Source organism: Parahoeflea halophila (assembly GCF_900220985.1).
Taxonomy (GTDB): Bacteria; Pseudomonadota; Alphaproteobacteria; order Rhizobiales; family Rhizobiaceae; genus Hoeflea; species Hoeflea halophila.
Window position 1 is genome coordinate 1 of sequence record NZ_OCPC01000006.1, and the last position, 17,156, is coordinate 17,156.

At 56.8% G+C, this 17,156-nt stretch carries 21 protein-coding genes and 3 tRNA genes; 8 read left to right on the forward strand and 16 right to left on the reverse strand.

Annotated features, from left to right (window positions below; all coding sequences use genetic code 11):
- The coding region (locus CRO46_RS20090; RefSeq protein WP_210421542.1) for a hypothetical protein at positions 1–233 on the forward strand (233 nt) is incomplete at its 5' end.
- A gap of 846 nt (positions 234–1,079) precedes the next feature.
- Here the strand turns inward: CRO46_RS20090 and CRO46_RS20010 are convergent.
- Positions 1,080–1,253: a hypothetical protein gene (locus CRO46_RS20010; protein WP_179759106.1), complete on the reverse strand. Its 174-nt coding sequence runs from the start codon at positions 1,251–1,253 to the stop codon at positions 1,080–1,082.
- An 83-nt stretch (positions 1,254–1,336) separates the two neighbouring features.
- On the opposite strand from CRO46_RS20010, the gene CRO46_RS17255 reads away from it, so the two are divergent.
- Positions 1,337–1,681 (forward strand): hypothetical protein, encoded by a 345-nt coding sequence (locus tag CRO46_RS17255; RefSeq protein WP_210421543.1) that lies wholly within the window; start codon positions 1,337–1,339, stop codon positions 1,679–1,681.
- A gap of 716 nt (positions 1,682–2,397) precedes the next feature.
- On the opposite strand, the gene CRO46_RS17260 is transcribed toward CRO46_RS17255, so the two are convergent.
- Together CRO46_RS17260 and CRO46_RS17265 are read right to left on the reverse strand one after the other, a co-directional pair.
- Complete coding sequence (locus CRO46_RS17260) at positions 2,398–4,653, reverse strand: cyclic nucleotide-binding domain-containing protein (RefSeq protein WP_097109060.1); 2,256 nt, start codon at positions 4,651–4,653, stop codon at positions 2,398–2,400.
- Positions 4,654–4,800: 147 nt separating this feature from the next.
- A complete protein-coding gene (locus CRO46_RS17265) occupies positions 4,801–5,529 on the reverse strand; it encodes an MBL fold metallo-hydrolase (protein WP_179759107.1) in 729 nt (242 codons plus the stop codon).
- 280 nt (positions 5,530–5,809) lie between these two features.
- On the opposite strand from CRO46_RS17265, the gene CRO46_RS17270 reads away from it, so the two are divergent.
- Positions 5,810–7,405, forward strand: coding sequence for an adenylate/guanylate cyclase domain-containing protein (locus CRO46_RS17270; RefSeq protein ID WP_097109062.1), 1,596 nt, complete (start codon positions 5,810–5,812; stop codon positions 7,403–7,405).
- A 316-nt stretch (positions 7,406–7,721) separates the two neighbouring features.
- Here CRO46_RS17270 and CRO46_RS17275 read toward each other — a convergent pair whose 3' ends face one another.
- From CRO46_RS17275 to CRO46_RS17295, 5 genes are all read right to left on the reverse strand, one after another.
- Positions 7,722–8,870, reverse strand: coding sequence for a PIN domain-containing protein (locus CRO46_RS17275; RefSeq protein WP_097109063.1), 1,149 nt, complete (start codon positions 8,868–8,870; stop codon positions 7,722–7,724).
- A 912-nt stretch (positions 8,871–9,782) separates the two neighbouring features.
- Entirely contained in the window at positions 9,783–9,977 is a 195-nt protein-coding gene (locus CRO46_RS17280) for a hypothetical protein (protein WP_143439066.1), read from the reverse strand.
- 108 nt (positions 9,978–10,085) lie between these two features.
- Positions 10,086–10,571 carry a thermonuclease family protein gene (locus tag CRO46_RS17285; RefSeq protein ID WP_097109379.1) on the reverse strand — a complete coding sequence of 162 codons (486 nt, stop codon included), beginning with the start codon at positions 10,569–10,571 and terminating at the stop codon, positions 10,086–10,088.
- The gene (locus tag CRO46_RS17290) at positions 10,568–10,891 is read right to left on the reverse strand and encodes a hypothetical protein (RefSeq protein ID WP_097109065.1); all 324 of its coding nucleotides are present in this window, start codon (positions 10,889–10,891) and stop codon (positions 10,568–10,570) included. Before CRO46_RS17290 ends, CRO46_RS17285 begins: the two co-directional genes overlap by 4 nt.
- Positions 10,888–11,253 carry a hypothetical protein gene (locus CRO46_RS17295; protein WP_143439067.1) on the reverse strand — a complete coding sequence of 122 codons (366 nt, stop codon included), beginning with the start codon at positions 11,251–11,253 and terminating at the stop codon, positions 10,888–10,890. Before CRO46_RS17295 ends, CRO46_RS17290 begins: the two co-directional genes overlap by 4 nt.
- Positions 11,254–11,433: 180 nt before the next feature.
- On the opposite strand from CRO46_RS17295, the gene CRO46_RS20015 reads away from it, so the two are divergent.
- Positions 11,434–11,595: a hypothetical protein gene (locus CRO46_RS20015; protein ID WP_179759108.1), complete on the forward strand. Its 162-nt coding sequence runs from the start codon at positions 11,434–11,436 to the stop codon at positions 11,593–11,595.
- A gap of 7 nt (positions 11,596–11,602) precedes the next feature.
- Here the strand turns inward: CRO46_RS20015 and CRO46_RS17300 are convergent, their stop codons facing one another.
- The 5 genes from CRO46_RS17300 to CRO46_RS17325 all read right to left on the reverse strand — a co-directional run bounded on the left by CRO46_RS17300 (position 11,603) and on the right by CRO46_RS17325 (position 13,581).
- Positions 11,603–11,932 (reverse strand): DUF6074 family protein, encoded by a 330-nt coding sequence (locus CRO46_RS17300; RefSeq protein ID WP_097109067.1) that lies wholly within the window; start codon positions 11,930–11,932, stop codon positions 11,603–11,605.
- Positions 11,925–12,482, reverse strand: a complete 558-nt coding sequence (locus CRO46_RS17305) for a hypothetical protein (RefSeq protein WP_097109068.1) — start codon at positions 12,480–12,482, stop codon at positions 11,925–11,927. Before CRO46_RS17305 ends, CRO46_RS17300 begins: the two co-directional genes overlap by 8 nt.
- Positions 12,483–12,797: 315 nt before the next feature.
- On the reverse strand, positions 12,798–13,028 hold the full coding sequence (locus CRO46_RS17315) for a helix-turn-helix transcriptional regulator (RefSeq protein WP_244577951.1): 231 nt from the start codon (positions 13,026–13,028) through the stop codon (positions 12,798–12,800).
- Positions 13,025–13,306 (reverse strand): hypothetical protein, encoded by a 282-nt coding sequence (locus CRO46_RS17320; protein ID WP_097109070.1) that lies wholly within the window; start codon positions 13,304–13,306, stop codon positions 13,025–13,027. The genes CRO46_RS17315 and CRO46_RS17320 overlap by 4 nt, the downstream gene beginning before the upstream one ends.
- A complete protein-coding gene (locus tag CRO46_RS17325) occupies positions 13,303–13,581 on the reverse strand; it encodes a hypothetical protein (RefSeq protein WP_143439068.1) in 279 nt (92 codons plus the stop codon). Before CRO46_RS17325 ends, CRO46_RS17320 begins: the two co-directional genes overlap by 4 nt.
- Positions 13,582–13,722: 141 nt before the next feature.
- Between CRO46_RS17325 and CRO46_RS17330 the strand changes: the two genes are divergently transcribed.
- On the forward strand, positions 13,723–14,229 hold the full coding sequence (locus CRO46_RS17330; protein WP_097109072.1) for an Arc family DNA-binding protein: 507 nt from the start codon (positions 13,723–13,725) through the stop codon (positions 14,227–14,229).
- A gap of 206 nt (positions 14,230–14,435) precedes the next feature.
- Here CRO46_RS17330 and CRO46_RS17335 read toward each other — a convergent pair.
- The 3 genes from CRO46_RS17335 to CRO46_RS17345 all read right to left on the reverse strand — a co-directional run bounded on the left by CRO46_RS17335 (position 14,436) and on the right by CRO46_RS17345 (position 16,186).
- Positions 14,436–14,511, reverse strand: a tRNA-Thr gene (locus tag CRO46_RS17335).
- A gap of 83 nt (positions 14,512–14,594) precedes the next feature.
- Positions 14,595–15,284, reverse strand: coding sequence for an FkbM family methyltransferase (locus CRO46_RS17340; RefSeq protein ID WP_097109073.1), 690 nt, complete (start codon positions 15,282–15,284; stop codon positions 14,595–14,597).
- Between the two features lie 8 nt (positions 15,285–15,292).
- Positions 15,293–16,186 carry a TrmH family RNA methyltransferase gene (locus CRO46_RS17345; protein ID WP_097109074.1) on the reverse strand — a complete coding sequence of 298 codons (894 nt, stop codon included), beginning with the start codon at positions 16,184–16,186 and terminating at the stop codon, positions 15,293–15,295.
- 260 nt (positions 16,187–16,446) lie between these two features.
- Here CRO46_RS17345 and CRO46_RS17350 point away from each other — a divergent pair.
- The 3 genes from CRO46_RS17350 to CRO46_RS20350 all read left to right on the forward strand — a co-directional run.
- Positions 16,447–16,531, forward strand: a tRNA-Tyr gene (locus CRO46_RS17350).
- A gap of 19 nt (positions 16,532–16,550) precedes the next feature.
- Positions 16,551–16,624: transfer RNA gene (locus CRO46_RS17355), tRNA-Gly, on the forward strand.
- A gap of 437 nt (positions 16,625–17,061) precedes the next feature.
- Positions 17,062–17,156, forward strand: a 95-nt coding sequence (locus CRO46_RS20350; RefSeq protein ID WP_032936484.1) for a GTP-binding protein, incomplete at its 3' end; no start/stop codon positions are given.

Sequence of the window (17,156 nt, forward strand, 5' to 3'; positions counted from 1 at the left end):
CCACGGCCCGCGAGCCGATCAACAGGCCGGATACATATGAGCGATTTCCGAAATCGTGCCAATTTCTCGATTGCGAACAGCAGCCGGCACATACAAATGGGCCGGAAGCGACGCCGCGCCTGTCAACGAGGAACGTCTGTTTTCTCGACTTCGCATCAACAAGCTGCCTGACAGGTCACGGCCCCATTGCGGATATTCGTTTCCTACTCAACGATAGACTGCTTCCCGCCTAAAACGACCTTTAGCTGCGAGCAAGGGAAAGCGTGAAAGATCAAAATTTCGATCATCTAAACTTTACTGGTGCGGTTTTTAAGGGTTTCGGAGCCAGGCCTCTAAGACTGCTCATTTCCGCCCACGACTGTTATTCTTCCGCATTTCCTCACCCAGCGGCCTATTTCCCCATTCTGACACGCTTCGGATGCCCAACAGTCGCCTAATCACCAAGTGGCCATAATCCCCCGCGGCCGGGGTTTTGACTTTGACGCTTATGTACTCAGCCGTTCCGCAACGCGAGCAGGAAAAAGGCGGTCCGTCTACGGGCCTAGCTGGGTTCAGCACTTGCACGAGATCCGTTGCCAGATAGTTGATCGAGCGCCGGCATAAGCTGCAGTTGACGGCGATGATCTGTGCGTAATTGGCGGCGTGCTGCAGGGTGCTAACCGGCTTGGCAGGGTGTCGGTGATATTTGGAGTACTGCTCGGGGCTCCCCAAGCAATAGGAATGTTTTCCGGAGGGGCGAGCGCGCTTCGGTTGTCGCGCGTACGCCATATGTAGCAATACTTGTCCAGCCCACGTTTAGCGATATGCTGGTGATCACATTTCGCCTTGGAGGAAAGTCTGCTGCCACGATGAAAATCCTGCTACTAATCGCGTTGCTCACCACGGTGACGGCGCCTGCGTCAGCGCAAGAGTGCGACCCGAATTACGATCCCTGTGTGCCCATCGATACCGATGTCGACTGCGCCGGGGGGAGGGGCAACGGGCCGTCATATGTACGCGGTCCGGTTCGCGTCTTAGGTAGCGACATTTACGGCCTAGATCGAGACAATAACGGGATCGGTTGTGAGTAGGCGGGGCCTCTAATTGCGCCTGGCTTGCAAGTCCGCTTCGGCTTTGACCGCCTCGTGATAGGCCATCTCCAAGAGGTAGCTGAGCATGGCCAGGCGCTCGTCGGAAGCAATTCGGATCAACCCGCGCAATGAGCCTTTGATGAACTGCACCTTTCCAAGTCTTTGAACGTTCTCGGCATGCATGACACGTCTCCCAAACAATCTTCATTGACCACACAACCCAAACGCGCTTTATGATCTTAATTATACTCACGGGGCGCATTCTAATGAAACGACTACCGATTTCCGCGGCAACCGTCGCCATCGTAGCAATCGCAATGCTTGCCGGCTGCGCAAAACGGCCGAATTCCATAGCTCCGGCAGCAATTCCAATGGAAGCTTACACACAGATGGAATGCAACGTCCTTGAAGGACAGCTTGCCGCAGAACGCGCAAACCTCGCGGCGCTTTCCAGCGCACAAAACGATGCCGCAACCGGCGACGCATTCATGGTCTTCATGGTCGGTCTCCCCCTGGTCAGCGCCGCCGGCGGAGACAAAGAAGGTTTGGTTGCCGTCTCCAAGGGCAAAGTCCAAGCTATGGAATCAGCCAAACTTCGAAATGGCTGCTGATCTTCCGGGAAACAAGCAGAGTGGGCCAGTTCCGGCACAGGACCGCCTGATGATCAATCGGGCGCTACCGATAAGTAGTTGTCAATTATTTCAATGGCTTGACGACGATACATGAGGGAGCCGGAGAATTAGGGTATCAATCGGGTATCAATCAGTTTGTGAGCAGAAACATATCGCGTTGTGAATGGAATTCCGACCGGAGACATCAAAATCCGTGACTGTGGATTTCCGTTCATTTCCTTTCATTTTCCTGCCCCTTGCGTCAACGCCCTCATAGGCAGGACAAGGCACCCTATTCGGCGTTTTCTGCCGTTCGTCTTAGCACCCCCAAGACGGCCGTTAGCCATCAATAGTGTTCTTCCCAAAAGCTGCCGTTGGTTCAGACTGAAAAACGGTTCGCAATGGGCGGTACGTTCGGCGTCGGCACGCTGATTCTGCGCAAGGGCTCCGCCGAGGCGGTCGGGCGCAACAATACCTGCCTTCGTGGCCGATTGTGTACGCTGCTCTACGACCGTTGATTACTGGGGTGGGTTACAGCGGAGCGGGGCAGAACTTTCGAGATCCCCATAGCAGGCACCATTCCATGTATGGGCATTCGCCGTCTCGCACCCAAGCAGACGGTCAGCCGGGAAGGAGGCAACCGGTCGAATGTCAATCGGTGGATGGGGTCCTGAAGCATTCATTGCCAGGATTCTGCCGCCCGAGGCAGTCACCCGTTACCGGGTGAGAGCCACTATTTCCCTGTTCGCGCGGGCGATGCGGTCGGCCATGAGCTGAACGATGTAGGTGTGAAACAAGCCGCATTCATGGGGATGGTCTGTCTGGAGCCGCTCGAATGCTGCCTTGTCCAGTTTGAGGAGAACACACGCCTCGCGCGCGACAGCGGAGGCTGATCGCGCAGCGCCGGTGTAGAGCGCCATTTCGCCGAAGATCGACCCTTCACGCATGGTGCGCACCATGACCGATTGCGCATGCGGCTGATCCAGAAGGATTGAAACGGATCCCTTGAGGATTAAATAAAGTGCGTCTCCCGGGTCGGTTTGCCGGAACAGCGGCCTGTTGGCGGCGGCGGTTACCTCGGTAGAGGCGTTGCGGATGAGCGTGGCTGCCGCCCGGTCACCCAACAGGCTTTCCAGCAATGAAACCGCATCGAGCCCATCATCAAGTCCGGCGCGCTCAAAACCGGCGAGAATTTCGTCATTGCACCAGCCGACGCCGTCCTCAAGATCCTTGAAGAACAACACGGTCCCGCACCGTACGCCAATGTCGCGTTTGGCGCCGTCGAGTGCGTGTGCGACCTCGGTCGAGCAGTTGCACAGCGCCAGCCCTATGGCCTCGCGCCTGCAGATCTGCATCAGTTTGGCAAAGCTGTTGACTGCGGACGTGTCCATCGCGTCGACCCGCCTGAAGTCGATCACCAGATAGCGAACGGGGCCCTGTGAGGCTGTGTCGAGAGTGGTCTTGATCTGTTCAAGCAGCCGGCTCGCCGACCCGAAAAACAAGAAGCCCTGCAGAACGAACAGTCGGACCGCAGCACTCTTGCTGTCCAAATATGCCTGATCGGCCGGCAGCCTGTCGGTTTTGGTGACGTACTCGGCGCCGGTCATGCTGGCGCGGACGACGCTCAGGCGGCTGTAACGGTGAACGAACAGAATGGTTGCCAACGCAATGCCAGCGGCGACGCCTTCCAGGATTCCGTAGCCGGCAATGACGAGCAGGATGACAATGACCACGATGTAATCAGACAGCGGCAATTTCTTCCGGGCTTTCCAGATCCACTCGATCAGCAGGCTGAGCCCGACATAAAGCAGCAAACCGCCAAGAATAAAATTAGGCACAAACGCAATCGGCGCCGGACCGGCAAAGATCACACCGAGAGTCAGTCCGACATAAATCGCGATCATTATGAACCGATCGCCGCCCAGCTTTTTGGCGAACGCGGTGTCTGCCAGGGATTGGAATGCCAAGGCTCCGGTTCCGAGGGCTCCAGCAAAATTAATGGCGCCGGCAGTCTTGAGTTCGCGATTGGGATCAAGATCCCGGTTGACGACGATTTCCACCCCGGACACATCAAGCAGCAGCATGATGACGCTAAGCATGGCGAGGACGGCGAAGGCTGCCGATTGCCGCAGCACGGCATACCAATCCACCAGTTCCAATTGGCTAAGAGTGATGACCGGAAAGAAACTCTGGCCCTTGCCGCTGATGTAGGGAAGCCAGTGTCCCTGGACAGCCTCATCGAGGCTGGTTCCCGTCGCCAACAATGCCGCATAAAAGACAACAACTGCAAGAACCAGAAACACTGGCGTGAAAAGCCAATGCGTGATGCGCTTTTCGAGCACGAGCAGTAGCACAGCAAAAACCAGCGCCGGCACAAAAAGTGCGATTGTCTCTTGGGTCAACAGGCTCAATGGATCCTGAAAATTGGCGAGAGGTCCCAAGGCAACAACGACGCCACCCAGTCCGGTCAGATAACCCAGACCAGCAAAGAACCCGCCCATCACAGGGAACGGTATGTAGCGCGCCAATCCGCCTAATCTGGCCCATCCGAGAGCGAACATCACCAATGCAGAAATGATGGTTGCCACTAGGATTCCGGTTACCGCAGTCGCGGCGACCGATTCGATTGGCTGATCCTGCATGGTGACCGCAATGGCTGCCGCTATCCCGGCAAAAATCGGCGCCTGCCCCGCTCTGGTCGAGGCAATATTGGCTTTGTACTGGCTTCCGATTGGCAGCAGCAGCGCTGTGATGGCATTGCCGACCAGGAAAAGGCCGATCCCGGTCGAAAGGTAGGGAGAAAGCTCCCCCGAAAACACCAGCGCACCGACCGAGACAGCGGCCGTGATGTTGAGAATGGCGATTATGATCGCTGCTGTGAGGTTTGAAAACAGAACCTTTGGCGACAGGATCGACTGGCCAAATTCGCCCATACCGGCACCAAACCGGGTGGATTGGTTAGGTCCCGTCATGTTTTGGCCAGCCGCATACGATAGCTCTCCTTTTGAATGCGCCGGTTCATCAAATCGGATCGACTGAAGCCCTTACCCTTCATGACTGAATTGATACGAGGCAAACTACATGCGGTAAAATCCGCATCGTTGACCACTCGGGATTGTTCATAGCGATATTTCCATTCCATCAAAAGCACATTCGGTCTCAAGCTCTGCCGACGCCGTTAGCATGTCCGGACCAAGATGGGTCAGGACCAGACGCTTGGTTTGCAGCCGGTCAAATTGCGCGGAAAGGGTTTGATAGCTCAGATGGCCTTTGTAAGGTTGATCAGACAGGTCATTGCAGTCGCAGATAAACAGGTCGCTGTCTTTGACAAGCGGTATCAGAGCGTCGTCCCATCCGGTGTCGCCTGAATACACAATGGTTCGGGAGGTTGTTATTATCCTGAGTGCTAAACTGGGCTCCGGGCCGGCATAGTGCGTGACAAGCTCGGTCAACACCGCGCGCGGACCGAGTTTGACAGTCCGGCTTGGTTGCAGTTCCACAAAATTGAGCGGAAACGACCAGTGGTCTTTCCAGGTGTTTGGATAGAAACAGTCGTGTAGCGCCCGCAATCTGGCTGCAAGGCCGGGTGGTCCGGCGATGGTCAATGCGGTCTCTTCCGAAGCGACGAACTCCCTGTACAGCAGCAGAAACGGCAAGCCGCCAAAATGATCGCCATGCAAATGCGACAAAATCACAAGGTCGATGCTTTCGGGATCGATTTTGCCTGACTGCAGTGCGATCAGGCTCGAGGATCCAAAATCTATGGCAAAACGGCCATGGGCATCATCGACGACAAAGCAGGTGTTAAAGCGGCCGCCAGCCCCGAAGGCATCACCGCACCCTATCACCCGAATCTTGACTTGATTTTCTTGAATGCGTTTGCCCTTTGTGCGTTGGCTTTATTGTCTAGACTGGCATTCTGGCTGCCATAAAATCCGGCGATGTCGCTGGTCAGCTTAAGCAGCCAATTGCGATGGCGGCAAGCCCGGAATTATTCAGCCGACCCAAAAATATGTTGAGAGTCTGAAGGGTGTTAGACGTTCATCCGGCACGGACCTCGCCTTTGATCAAGCGGTGCAGTATCGATAAGACATTATGACCAGATGGACAGACCGGGAGAGCGTGACGATGAGGACAATTGGACGGTTTTTCCTGAAAAACCCGGGATGGCTTGCTACGTTGGTCTTGGTGGCATTATTAGCGCTTCCAGTTTCAGTCTGGCTTGATCTGCGCAATCTGTCCGATCAGAACCTTAACAGCCAAGCATCAACGTTGAACCGTGTTATATCGGTGTTTCGCGCCTATTACGCGTCCAATGTCGTCGCGCGAATTTCTGCGGCCGGCGGTCAAGCCTATCCGCTTCACGATTTTCGCGACACCGAGGGCGGGATTCCAATTCCGGCGACGTTGTCGATCGAACTGGGCAACGCGATCGGTGCCGAGCAGGGTGATGTGGATTACCGATTTGTTTCGGACTATTCCTTCACCAATCGCGCACCGCATGTGCTGACGCCATTAGAGGTGAGTTCGCTCGCCAACTTCCGGCGCTCGGGCGATGCCTCCAAGACTTTGACCAGCGTGATGGGAAACCTCGTGGATCGCAGTATCTCGGTGGTCACACCGGTGGTCATGGAGTCTGGCTGCGTCGCCTGTCACAACGCCCATCCGGAAAGCCCCAAAACCGATTGGCGTGTTGGAGATATCCGCGGCATCCAGTCCGTGACCGTACGCCAGCCGCTGGCGTTGAGCCTGTGGTCGTTCAAATGGTTGCTGGCTTACCTCCTCGTTGCCGGCGGATTCGGGGCTGCCTTCGCCACGGTGCAGTTCCGGTTGGCCGGTCAGTTTGACCGTCTCAACTCGGACCTTGAAGACAAGAACCGGTTTCTCGCCAACGTGTCGGAGAAACTGTCGAAATACCTGTCGCCTCAGGTTTTCAAGTCAATATTCCTAGGTGAAAAAGGTGTCGAGATCTCAACAGAGCGCAAGAAGTTGACGGTGTTTTTTTCCGACATCAAGGATTTCACGGCGACCACCGAACGCCTGCAGCCGGAGGAGTTGACTGAGCTACTCAACGAGTACTTCTCGGAAATGTCGGTGATAGCGGAGAAACATGGGGCCACCATCGACAAATTCATCGGTGACGCCATCGTTGGGTTTTTTGGCGATCCGGTCAGTCAGGGCGTCGCACAGGACGCGAGAGCCTGTGTGACGATGGCGCTTGAGATGCAGCGCCGACTGGCGGATCTCAACACTGAATGGCTGTCTCGTGGTTACGAGCATCCGCTAAGGGCGCGCATCGGAATCAACACCGGTTACTGCAATGTCGGAAATTTCGGATCTGCGACGCGCATGGATTACACGGTGATCGGCGCCGAAGCCAACCTTGCCGCCCGGCTTGAGAGCATCGCCGAGCCAGGTGGGATCGTAATTAGCTACGAGACCTGGGCCCATGTCCGCGATATCGTCGGGGTTCGCCAACTGGAGCCGACCAAGGTCAAAGGCATATCCAGGGAGGTGGTTCCCTACGCCGTGGTGATGCCGAACGACGAACATGCCGCCGGATCGGCTGTGAAGGAAAGCAGCGCCGGTCTCCAATTGTTTCTAGATCCAGCTCTTCTTGACGCCCAGTCGCGAACCACGGCGCGCGCAGCACTCACCTTGGCGCTTGAACGGATTGGTGGAGAAAGCGAACCAAAGAAAAGGCCCCGTCAGATACAGCTTTAGCGACCTTCTACCAAGTTGTTCACCCTATGATTGGAGAGGCGGAGTACGAAGGCTGGCCGCTATATTCCGCACTACTGCACCCAGTTCATTCGCAACATCGGCGTTGGTTCTCGTCGCAGAAAAGGTCTGCTTTCCGGAAGCCTGATTTTGGACGCTAATGTCCGAAGTGAGGGCGCATTCCCGCCCGGCTCGATTGGGGCCGCGAGACGACGGACTGCTTGTAAGCGCGTGAAAGGGCAAGCGGACAACCTCTCGGTCCAGCTTGCGACCGGATGTTCAGGAAAAGTTTTGGCGATCGCCTTATTCCCCCGTGGTCTCACTCATCGTCGGGCCCGTCATCCGGAAAAGGGTCAACATATCCGAAATCGACGGTGAACGACCGGTGGCTGACAGAAACCTCGTGGAACTGGATGCCCTCGGAGGCGTCGCGATCGGCGACGATCGTGAGATACATCGTCACTTCTTCGACCCTTTCCGCCCACTGGCTCCCCATCCCGACATGCTCCCGGTCGACGCTGTCCCATACCGAGAAACTAAGGAGGGCCTCGAAAGTGGCTTTGATATCGACCTCGATCGAGAAGGTCACCTTATCCTCATCCGCTGCCAGAACGGTTGGTGCCGTCAGGGTTGCCATGATGATCTCGATCAGCTTAGCGTCCGTGGGCTCAGCCTCGAACTCGACCGCGCAGTCGGCCTCGACCTCGAAATCCACATAGGTTAGTCGGTCGATGATGGCGTTGCGAACCTCTTGCTCGAAGTCTTCCTGCCCTCCGTCTCGCCACAGCTCGACGATCTTGTCGGCAAGATCGGCGTCTTTGAACGCCTCGCTGTAGGTTCCGAGAGCGTTATTCAGCGGAAACACTGCGACCAGGTGATCTGATTTCTCGCAGAAATCCTTCCATGCCTTGTCTTGGGCGATGCACATGACCAGCTTCTTCCGCTGCTTTGCATAGGCCTCGAGGCATAGAAGAGCGGCGGCGTCAGGAAACTCTGTCTTGCGAGTCTCTTTCTTAGCGAAGGGCGTCTCAATATCGAAATACCGGCGGAACAGCTCGGATAGACCATCCGGGGTGTCGGCGACCTTGATCACCTCGGCACCAACGGCCGCGACGAAATCATCGAATTCGGCCTTAGCGAATGCGGCCGGATTCTTGTCGATGAACAGCGTAGTGTGCTCACCCGGTGGGCTTTCACGATACCATCTAAGATTATTGCTTCGGAGCGCGGTTTTCAGTGCCCGCTGTGTGTCCGCAGCCTCGACCTCCAGGTGAGACATCATCTCCGAGGCAATCACGTCGGTTATCAGAATCGGCGTGTTCCTAGTCTTGATCTGCGCGATAGACCGGAAATCCGTTCGCCTGAAGTCTTTCTGCTTGCTGTCAAAGACGGTGGTGTCGATCGTTACTGCCGCAATCCGACCCTCACCGATCGCAACAATCAATTCCTCTCGAGACATTTTCGGCATCTACAGTTCTGCCTTCTCTTGTAGGACGAAATCCGCCTATCGCACCATCACCGCGCCGTTCGTGGTCTGAAGCCCCGATTCTCACACTGGCATCATTCACGCGAAAGGCGAAGATGCCAATGCCATGCGCCATTTGCGGGCAAGAAAACCAGCGCATCGAGCGCAATCGTCGCCGCAACTAGTGCAAAGGAGTCGCGACGCCGCCCTTGAAGCGATGTCCGTTTTCAGGCGCGCGATGATGGCCTTTATGACCGACATGAGGGCGCATTTCCGCCCGGCTAGTTTCGGGGGCGACTGCTGACTGGCAGGTTTCAGAAAGCTACTCGGCAAAACGGACAAAGACCCACCACGCTTGCAGTGAGGCTATTCAATGTATCTTCCGAACTCAAATTGCTGCCTTCCGATACCCGACCGTCACCCCAGCGGCACAAGTCAGAGTAAAAGGACGACATAACACTTTGAAAGATTGGTAAAAAATATAGTATCGGCACCTGATAGCATATCAGATGCTACCAGCGCCTAACGTGACCGGGCTGATTGTGAAATAGATTTGCGTTCGATGTCAGATCGGACTCAGAGCGCCGGAATTCTGCCGAAAAAGCGGGACGTGTTCGCCGGATGTTTTCCCCGGAGGTCAGGTCATCAAGAGTCGCAGTCCGATTTATCGAACGCACCAATCCCGATGGGAGTGGAGCAGGGGTCAGCCGCTCCAACGCGCGGGGACGCCCGCCTTTGTTGCCGCATCTCTTTTTACTTTGGGTTTGGTCAAGAAACCTGCTTGGGTAGCCCTGCCGCGCAGCGACGATTCTCTTATACCAAATAGGATCAGTAACCATGACATCGAGCCCGATTGGCTTCTCTGTGGATTGGTTGCCCGACAAGTCTTAGGCACCGGTAGGAAGCTTCTGCCCTTTAGGTCCGGTCGGAGTCCAATCGTTCTAAACGCTCAAGTAGACCCTTCAATTCCTGAATGAGATAATCCGTACTCTGCCGAATGCCTTGACGTTCTTTGGCGTCTAAAGACAGGCTATCCAAATCCAACCAATCCAATCGGATCGATTCCTTCAGCCCGGCAATGTCGCGCTGCAACTTTTCATATTCTGTCACATCCATCTCCTGTGCTAACCCCAAAGAATGAGAATTCATGCCGGGATCCGATAACCCATCAAACTGAGACGCTTCCCAAGTCTTGACAGGTTCGTGGTGCGGCTCCGTCTACTCGCACTTGGCCCCGCGAACGATGCACGGCCATTCGAACTTGCCAGCCCATATCCCGCGTTTGGCCGATCGGGCTTGCGCCTGGTCGCCGGCATATCGGCCTTTCGAGTATTTCGGCCAGTCGATCGCATGACCCTGAGACACCATCCACCGGTTCACGTCCGTTCCATCGGCGCGGCGGCATACCGCGACATACCGGTCCCAGCTTGTTCCGGTCACAGTGCAAGCCGTAGGGCGCGATTTGGCAAGGAACGCGTCAAGAGCCTCGGCAGACACGCGACCGCACCTGTAGGGCTTCCCTGTGGCGTCCTGGCACTGTTGCCGGGCCTCGGGCGCATCAATGCCGTCAAATCGAATGCGCTTGCCCTGGATCTCGATCGTGTCGCCATCAATGACCGATGCGCGGCCGGTTATGTCTCGGGCTTCCGCTTGTGCGGTAATGGTCAATGGAAGAATGATGGCGGCAATGGCGAGGGTTTTCATTTTCGTGCGCATTCGTAACGTCCAATTTCTTTGATCTCTTCGCGGGCGATTGCGGCCGCGTCCCATATCTTGATCACCACGAAATCACCGGGTTGCATACCGGCGTCAAAGAGGACCATGCAAAGATAGCTTGCGAAGCCGTCCCGCCTAGTTCCGTCATCCAGCATCGATACCCATAGGGAGATCCGTTGCGTGAACATGTCATCAACCACGGATTTCTCTTGGATCACCAATTCGGTGGCAGTGTCTCGCCAATCTTGAGCCGATACCGGTCCGTTGGCGAGCATAAGGGCGATGGCGAAGGCAACGGGCCGGATCATGGTGCAAGCCCGTACTTGACCGCGACCTTGGCCTGTGTGGCGCATGTCACCTTGCGCTCTAGCTCGCTCATTTCCTTCATCCTGATCTTTTGCGCACCGGATCCCGATTGGAATGCGGCTCGAGATGTAGGAGCCATTGCGGCGAGTTGTTCTGAGACGAAGGCCGCGACCTTGTCCGCGTCCAGGTCATAGCCGCAAAGATCCGCCGTCCCGACGATTTGCCCGATTTCCCGGGCCATGACCATATCCGACATCGTGTCGGCTGCTACCGGTCCGGTGACCAGCAAAGCAAATGCTATTGCTGCGAGCGTTCTCATGATGGTGTTCCCTTTTGGTTGAAGCTTGCCGGTAAAGGGCGGCATTGGCAACCCTGACGATCAGAGCCATGATCGTTGACCAAAGAGGAGGAGGATCGACCATGCTGGAATTGTTGCTAGCTAGGCTGGGGCTGCGAAAGATACCGAAGTGGCCGGACACGTCCGCAATGTCGAAATCGCAAAAGAGCCAGATCAGAAAGCCTCAGGCAAGCATGGGAGATCGGTGTGAAGACCGTTCGCTTCTCGTCGGCAATGGATGAGCGATGCACGCCGCTTGAACGGGATCTGGAAGGCAAGACGTTGACCGTTGCTCAAGCTGCTGACCTGGTCAAAACCAGAGGTGACGAGATCCAACGATCCACTTTCTCAGGTAAGGTCGAGTTCTAACACGCGATTACGCCGCCCCTCCATGGTCGCCGTTTGGTTCGCTCAAGTCGCTGATGTTTGGATGCCACGTTGCACCCACAACGCTACACTCGACCGCGATCATCCGCAGGTAATCCGCTTCCTGTCGGGCGATGTCGGATGGATCAACACCGGCATTGGTCAACTGCCGGCAGAACGTCTCGATCGACCGACTGAGGAAGTGATCCGCTTCACGCTGAGTTCTGGCCTTGGCGAGAAGCAAGGCAACCTTGCGCGCATGCCCTGTCCGAAGTGTTGCTGGAAAGGGGATGATCTGGCGAGGTGGTTGCCAATTGAAGAGTGGAAGATCGTTATCCATCAACCCTACCTCCCATGGTAGATATATATGTGTCCCGTGGGTGGGACTGTGAAATGGTGGAAATCGGCTTCACAGTCCCGTGCGTGGGACTGTGATGGGTATTTTGCCCCCCTTTTGCACCCTTAGCGTCCCGTGGGTGGGACTGTGCGTCCCGTGGGTGGGACTGTGATTTTTTCTGAGGGTGCCATTTCATGAAGTTTTTTGAAGGCAGTTGGCCCGTCACATCGCAGGCGTATTCGGTCAGACGCCATTCCGTAACAGCCCGGTTCTTGTTGTTGAAAGCACTCGGCTTGGCCTTCTCAATGAATCCCTTCTTCTCCAGTTCATCGAGAGCACGATCGGCAGTGTTCCGGCTCATGTTCAACTCGTCTCCGAGTTCCCGGCAGCCAAGGCCAATGCGGCCATTGTTCAATCCGTCATAGCGCCATTTCACCTCGATGTAGGCGCAACGCTCCACCGGCGAAAGGGACTTCCATGCTTCGGAGCGCTTCACATAGGCGTAGATCATGACGAACTTGGATTTGCCTTTCCGCTTGTGCTTGTTGGTCATCGGGTGATGTCCTTTCCCTTTTCGGGCAGCGGTCCGCAACGCCTGCAAACGTCGCGAGCAATCCCCCGGATCGTCTCCTTGCGTATGTTGTTACCCCCACATTTTGGACATTGTGCCATCAGCCAAAGGCCCTCCGGCTGATCCGATGCCTATTGGACAGGGCCGCCGCCTCGCATGCCTCAACAACGCTCAAATCGAACCGTGAGCGCAATGTCGGCACGATCGGCGACGGGGTAGGGTTCTGGTCAGCAAGCCACTGTGCGGCCAAAATGACCGCCTCAGCGTGCTCATGCTCCGGCGGGGTCAATTCAGCCATCATGCGCGGGCCTCCATCTGCTCGCGTTCCCATCGCTCGATCTCGTCCAGCCGATAGAACTTCCGCCCGCGGATCTTCATCGGCTTAGGAAACTGCAGGCTGTCGTCGTTCGCCCATCTCCATAAAGACATCTCCGAAATGCCAAAGCGCTGCTGAACCTGAGGCCCGGTGAGGTAGGGGGTAGAGTTCATTCCAGTTTCTCCGATCTTGGTTTGGTCGAAGTTGGTCATTCTCCCTTTCCTCCATACTCAAGCGTGCGGCGGCGCCGGGCGTCTTGGAACATGGTCAGGCTCTCCGACCGTTCGTCGTTCTCCAGATAGCCAAGCACCGGGGTCAACATTTCGGTAACCTGTGAAAGCGCGACATCAAGAACGTGTTTCTCGCAGAGCTGCAGGTTCGGCTTGCAAAGCAACTCCTGAACGATCCGGATCAAACTCAATGATCTGCGCACATCGCCATCTGGTTCTTCGTTTTCATAGGGCAGTGGGAATTTGGCCATCTGGTTCATCGCGCCGACTCCCGGATCGCTCCAGTCTCTTCGCGTTGAAGATGACCTGCCGCCATAAAGACGGCCTCGCAGAGATCGTTCGCTTCACACAGTCGATCTGTCACGTCGCCAAGGTCGGTGATCAGGGTGTGACGCCTTGCCTGTTCGGCTTTGGCGGTGGTAATGGTTTGCACGTTCATTGCTCTTTCCCTTCCAGGAATTGATTGGGCATGGCTCGGCGAGGTTGCCCCCTCCGCCGAGCCTTTTGCGTTTTTGGTGGTGGTGGTCGTCATCATGCAGCGTCTTTCAGGAGAGTTCCATTTCGGCATAGATCAGTTCAGCACCGTGCTGAATTGATGCGTATCGTTAGCACCGTGCTTATATTGACGTCAACCGACATTTAGCACAGTGCTAACAAAATCGGTTTGGAGGGTGACATGGCGAAGCAAGGACGGGGCTCGGAGCAGGCAATGATCCGCCTGCCCGAAGGCATGAGGGACAGGCTAAAAGAATCCGCAGAACAGAATGGTCGATCCATGAACGCGGAGATCGTTGCGCGGCTTGAGCACTCGTTTGATGGCGGGGCTATTGTTTCGGAAAAGCAGATGAAGGCTCTAAGAAGCTTGGCTGAATCAATGGAGTGGCGAGAGGCAAAACTCGAAATCGATCTTGGCCACGCTGTCGCAACAATGAGAGAATTCACCAAGCTGTTGACAGAGCTTCTGGACAGCCCAGAGCACAAATTGCAGGCGGTTGTCGCGGGTCGGCGCGTTGTTGAAAGCGCCGCGACATACCTGGGGCGGCCCAACTATGAACAGATGCAAACGAGCCGATTTATCGATGAAACGCCTCCCAACGATCCGCTGGCCGAAGTGATTGCCACGGCCGAATGGGTGACGGAACAGCTCCTTCACGAATACCGTCGACTGAGGAATGACAAATGAGCGTCCGGCGGCGGACCTGGGCCACCGCAAAGTCCGACGAGAAAGCCGCCGGGTAACGCGTGGGGTATCCGCCGCGGGCAACAATCGGCAGCTGCCGGCTGGAATCATCCAACGAAATGGCGCTGCTGTTACCCTATATGATACCCGAAACAGAAAAAGGCCCCGATTAAGGAGCCTCTATTTCCAGCTAAGCCTTTGAAATTAAATGGTGCCCCCGGCAGGATTCGAACCCGCGACCCCCTGATTACAAATCAGGTGCTCTACCAACTGAGCTACAAGGGCAGCGGGGATGCGGATAGCAGCATCGGGTTTCGCAGGCAAGGGGGAAAACACGATTAGCTGAACGGGGCGGGCGGCAACAGCCGTCAACGTCCCCTGTGGAAGTCCTTGCGCATGTAGATCGAGGTCAGTCCCACCTGGAAGCGGAAATCATAGCCGTTCTCGCTCATGATCCGGAAGGTCTCTGTCTGCATTACATCCGGAATGGTCTGGGCATAGGTTTCGATTGCGATCATGCGCGGCTTTTGCGGCCATTCCGCGAGCGAGGCAATCGCCTCCTCGTCCATGCCCTCGATATCGATATTCATGAAATCGATCCCGTTCGGTGCCAGTTCCGCACTTTCTTCGATGATCGATGCCACCGAGCGGCAGGGTACCGTGATCGATGTCTGTTTGCCACGATCCGACGCCATTTCCGGCACCACGGTTCCGGTCAGGTCGGTCTGCTCTGTGGCGAAGAAGTCGATCGTATCGCGTTCGGCGGCGATGTTGTCGGAAACGACGGCGGCCCAGATCGTGCGGTCCTGCCTGCGTACCCGGCGCAGAATGTCGACGCTCTTGCGATTGGCATCCACATTGACGCCGGTCCAGCCGCGAAGCCACAGCCGCGCGGTGTTTGAATGGGCAAAGGGATGGTGCGCGCCGATATCGACGTAGAAGCCCTGCTTCTGCTTGTCGAAATTGCGGTGCACAATGACGTCTTCACCCCATTGCCCGAAGCGTGCCTTGATTTTTCCGTGCGGCCCGAGGAGATGAAGCAGACGTCGGATGCGCATTGCCGAGCTCAGCTCTTGCTTAAGTGCTGCCGCGCCGCATAGAGCGCGATCGCCGTGGCATTGGAGACATTGAGCGACTTGATCGCGCCGGGCATGTCGAGCCGCGTCAGGATGTCGACGGTCTCGCGGGTTTTCTGACGCAAGCCCTTGCCTTCGGCGCCGAGCACCAGGGCGATCCGGTCGCCCGACAATCCCGCCTCGATCGGTTCCGGGCCTTCCGAATCAAGGCCGATGGTGGTGAACCCCTGCGCCTTTATCTCGTCAATGGCCGCGGCAAGGTTGCGAACCTCGATATGGTCGATCATTTCAAGCGCGCCGGAGGCGGATTTGGCCAGCACGCCCGATTCCTGCGGGCTGTGGCGCTGCGTGGTGATCAGTGCGCCGGCGCCGAAGGCCACGGCGGAGCGCATGATGGCGCCGACATTGTGCGGGTCGGTGACCTGGTCGAGAACAACCACGAGCCGGGTGTCGCCCAGCGCCGTCAGCGGCCGTGCCGTCAGCGGAGCCGCTTCCAGCAACACGCCCTGGTGCACGGCGTCATCGCCGAGCAACTGGTCGATCTGTTGCGGGCTGACCAGCTCGAGCGGGTAGGGCAGATCGGCATCTTCGCCGATTTCGAGCCGCATCAGGGCGTTGCGGGTGGCCTTCATCGCCGTGATCCGCCGCGCCGGGTTGTCCAGTGCCGCACGCACCGTATGCAGGCCATAAAGATAGATGGTGTCCGGCGCCACCCGCCCGGAGTAGAGCGAGCCCTTGCGTGCAGGCAGGTCGCGCTTGCTGCGTGGCTGGACCGGCGGCAGGCCTCGGCTCTCGCGCTTGGCGTCACGGTGGGCGCGGCGCAGCTTGGCGTAATGGGTGTCGCGGTTGGAACCGGGGGCGCCGGCATCGTCATCTTTGCTCATGGCGCGCTTATACTCCAATTGTGCTCTGGTGCAATCGGTGTCGCGAGGCGGGATTTCCGGCGTTCGAACCCGCGCCGGCGGCGCTGCTCCAAACGCGAGCGAAAGAACTGTCGGTTTTTGTCACGATCCGTGTTGACACGGGAACCGCGCGCCGTCATAACGCCGACCGCGGTGCAGGTGTTTCTAACCAGTCACTTGGCCCGCGAACCTGAACTTTATCAGGTTATCCATCTTGGATGCATGACCCTGACGGTTGGACCGGAGGGATGCCCGAGTGGTTAAAGGGGACGGACTGTAAATCCGTTGGCTTCGCCTACGTTGGTTCAAATCCAACTCCCTCCACCACCGTCGCGGGGTCGTGAATGCGGGTATAGCTCAATGGTAGAGCAGCAGCCTTCCAAGCTGAATACGCGGGTTCGATTCCCGCTACCCGCTCCAGTTCAAGCGGCTGATCGCATTCAATTTTTCTCCTGTTCGACAATCGAGCCCGTCCCACGGTTCCGCGCGATTTACGATTCGCGCATCTTGTGCCTTGCATCGGCGATCAGGGGCGAGACTGCCATGACACCGTCATTAACGTGGTCAAGCATCGTTCGTGAGGTCCGCTGTCTTCAAACTTGTCGGTGAACGCGATCCCGAATGCTTCCCTGACTCCGGTCAAAAGGGGACTTTTGCGGCCGAGCGCGGCTCGCGCCAGTGCCTGCTGCGCCGGTTTGGCCAGTGGGGTCCGGCCAAGTGTTTCGGGCAGGTCCGGACGCAAGATTTCCACTTGCGAAATCAGAGCGAAAGCCTTATGTCGCGTTAACTTCTCGCAGGATCAGGGTCAAACGTCTCCGGATCCACAGTCTGCCAACAGAATTACAGGATACAGGACGATGGCAAAGGGTAAGTTCGAGCGCACAAAGCCGCACGTTAACATCGGCACGATTGGTCACGTTGACCACGGCAAGACCTCGTTGACGGCTGCGAT

Bases quoted from the DNA above. Each gene is read 5' to 3' on its own strand.
- CRO46_RS20010 (WP_179759106.1), bottom strand. From the start codon at position 1,253: ATGCATGCCGAGAACGTTCAAAGACTTGGAAAGGTGCAGTTCATCAAA.
- CRO46_RS17255 (WP_210421543.1), top strand. From the start codon at position 1,337: ATGAAACGACTACCGATTTCCGCGGCAACCGTCGCCATCGTAGCAATC.
- CRO46_RS17260 (WP_097109060.1), bottom strand. From the start codon at position 4,653: ATGACGGGACCTAACCAATCCACCCGGTTTGGTGCCGGTATGGGCGAA.
- CRO46_RS17270 (WP_097109062.1), top strand. From the start codon at position 5,810: ATGAGGACAATTGGACGGTTTTTCCTGAAAAACCCGGGATGGCTTGCT.
- CRO46_RS17275 (WP_097109063.1), bottom strand. From the start codon at position 8,870: ATGCCGAAAATGTCTCGAGAGGAATTGATTGTTGCGATCGGTGAGGGT.
- CRO46_RS17285 (WP_097109379.1), bottom strand. From the start codon at position 10,571: ATGAAAACCCTCGCCATTGCCGCCATCATTCTTCCATTGACCATTACC.
- CRO46_RS17290 (WP_097109065.1), bottom strand. From the start codon at position 10,891: ATGATCCGGCCCGTTGCCTTCGCCATCGCCCTTATGCTCGCCAACGGA.
- CRO46_RS17295 (WP_143439067.1), bottom strand. From the start codon at position 11,253: ATGCCGCCCTTTACCGGCAAGCTTCAACCAAAAGGGAACACCATCATG.
- CRO46_RS17300 (WP_097109067.1), bottom strand. From the start codon at position 11,932: ATGGATAACGATCTTCCACTCTTCAATTGGCAACCACCTCGCCAGATC.
- CRO46_RS17305 (WP_097109068.1), bottom strand. From the start codon at position 12,482: ATGACCAACAAGCACAAGCGGAAAGGCAAATCCAAGTTCGTCATGATC.
- CRO46_RS17315 (WP_244577951.1), bottom strand. From the start codon at position 13,028: ATGACCAACTTCGACCAAACCAAGATCGGAGAAACTGGAATGAACTCT.
- CRO46_RS17320 (WP_097109070.1), bottom strand. From the start codon at position 13,306: ATGAACCAGATGGCCAAATTCCCACTGCCCTATGAAAACGAAGAACCA.
- CRO46_RS17325 (WP_143439068.1), bottom strand. From the start codon at position 13,581: ATGATGACGACCACCACCACCAAAAACGCAAAAGGCTCGGCGGAGGGG.
- CRO46_RS17330 (WP_097109072.1), top strand. From the start codon at position 13,723: ATGGCGAAGCAAGGACGGGGCTCGGAGCAGGCAATGATCCGCCTGCCC.
- CRO46_RS17340 (WP_097109073.1), bottom strand. From the start codon at position 15,284: ATGCGCATCCGACGTCTGCTTCATCTCCTCGGGCCGCACGGAAAAATC.
- CRO46_RS17345 (WP_097109074.1), bottom strand. From the start codon at position 16,186: ATGAGCAAAGATGACGATGCCGGCGCCCCCGGTTCCAACCGCGACACC.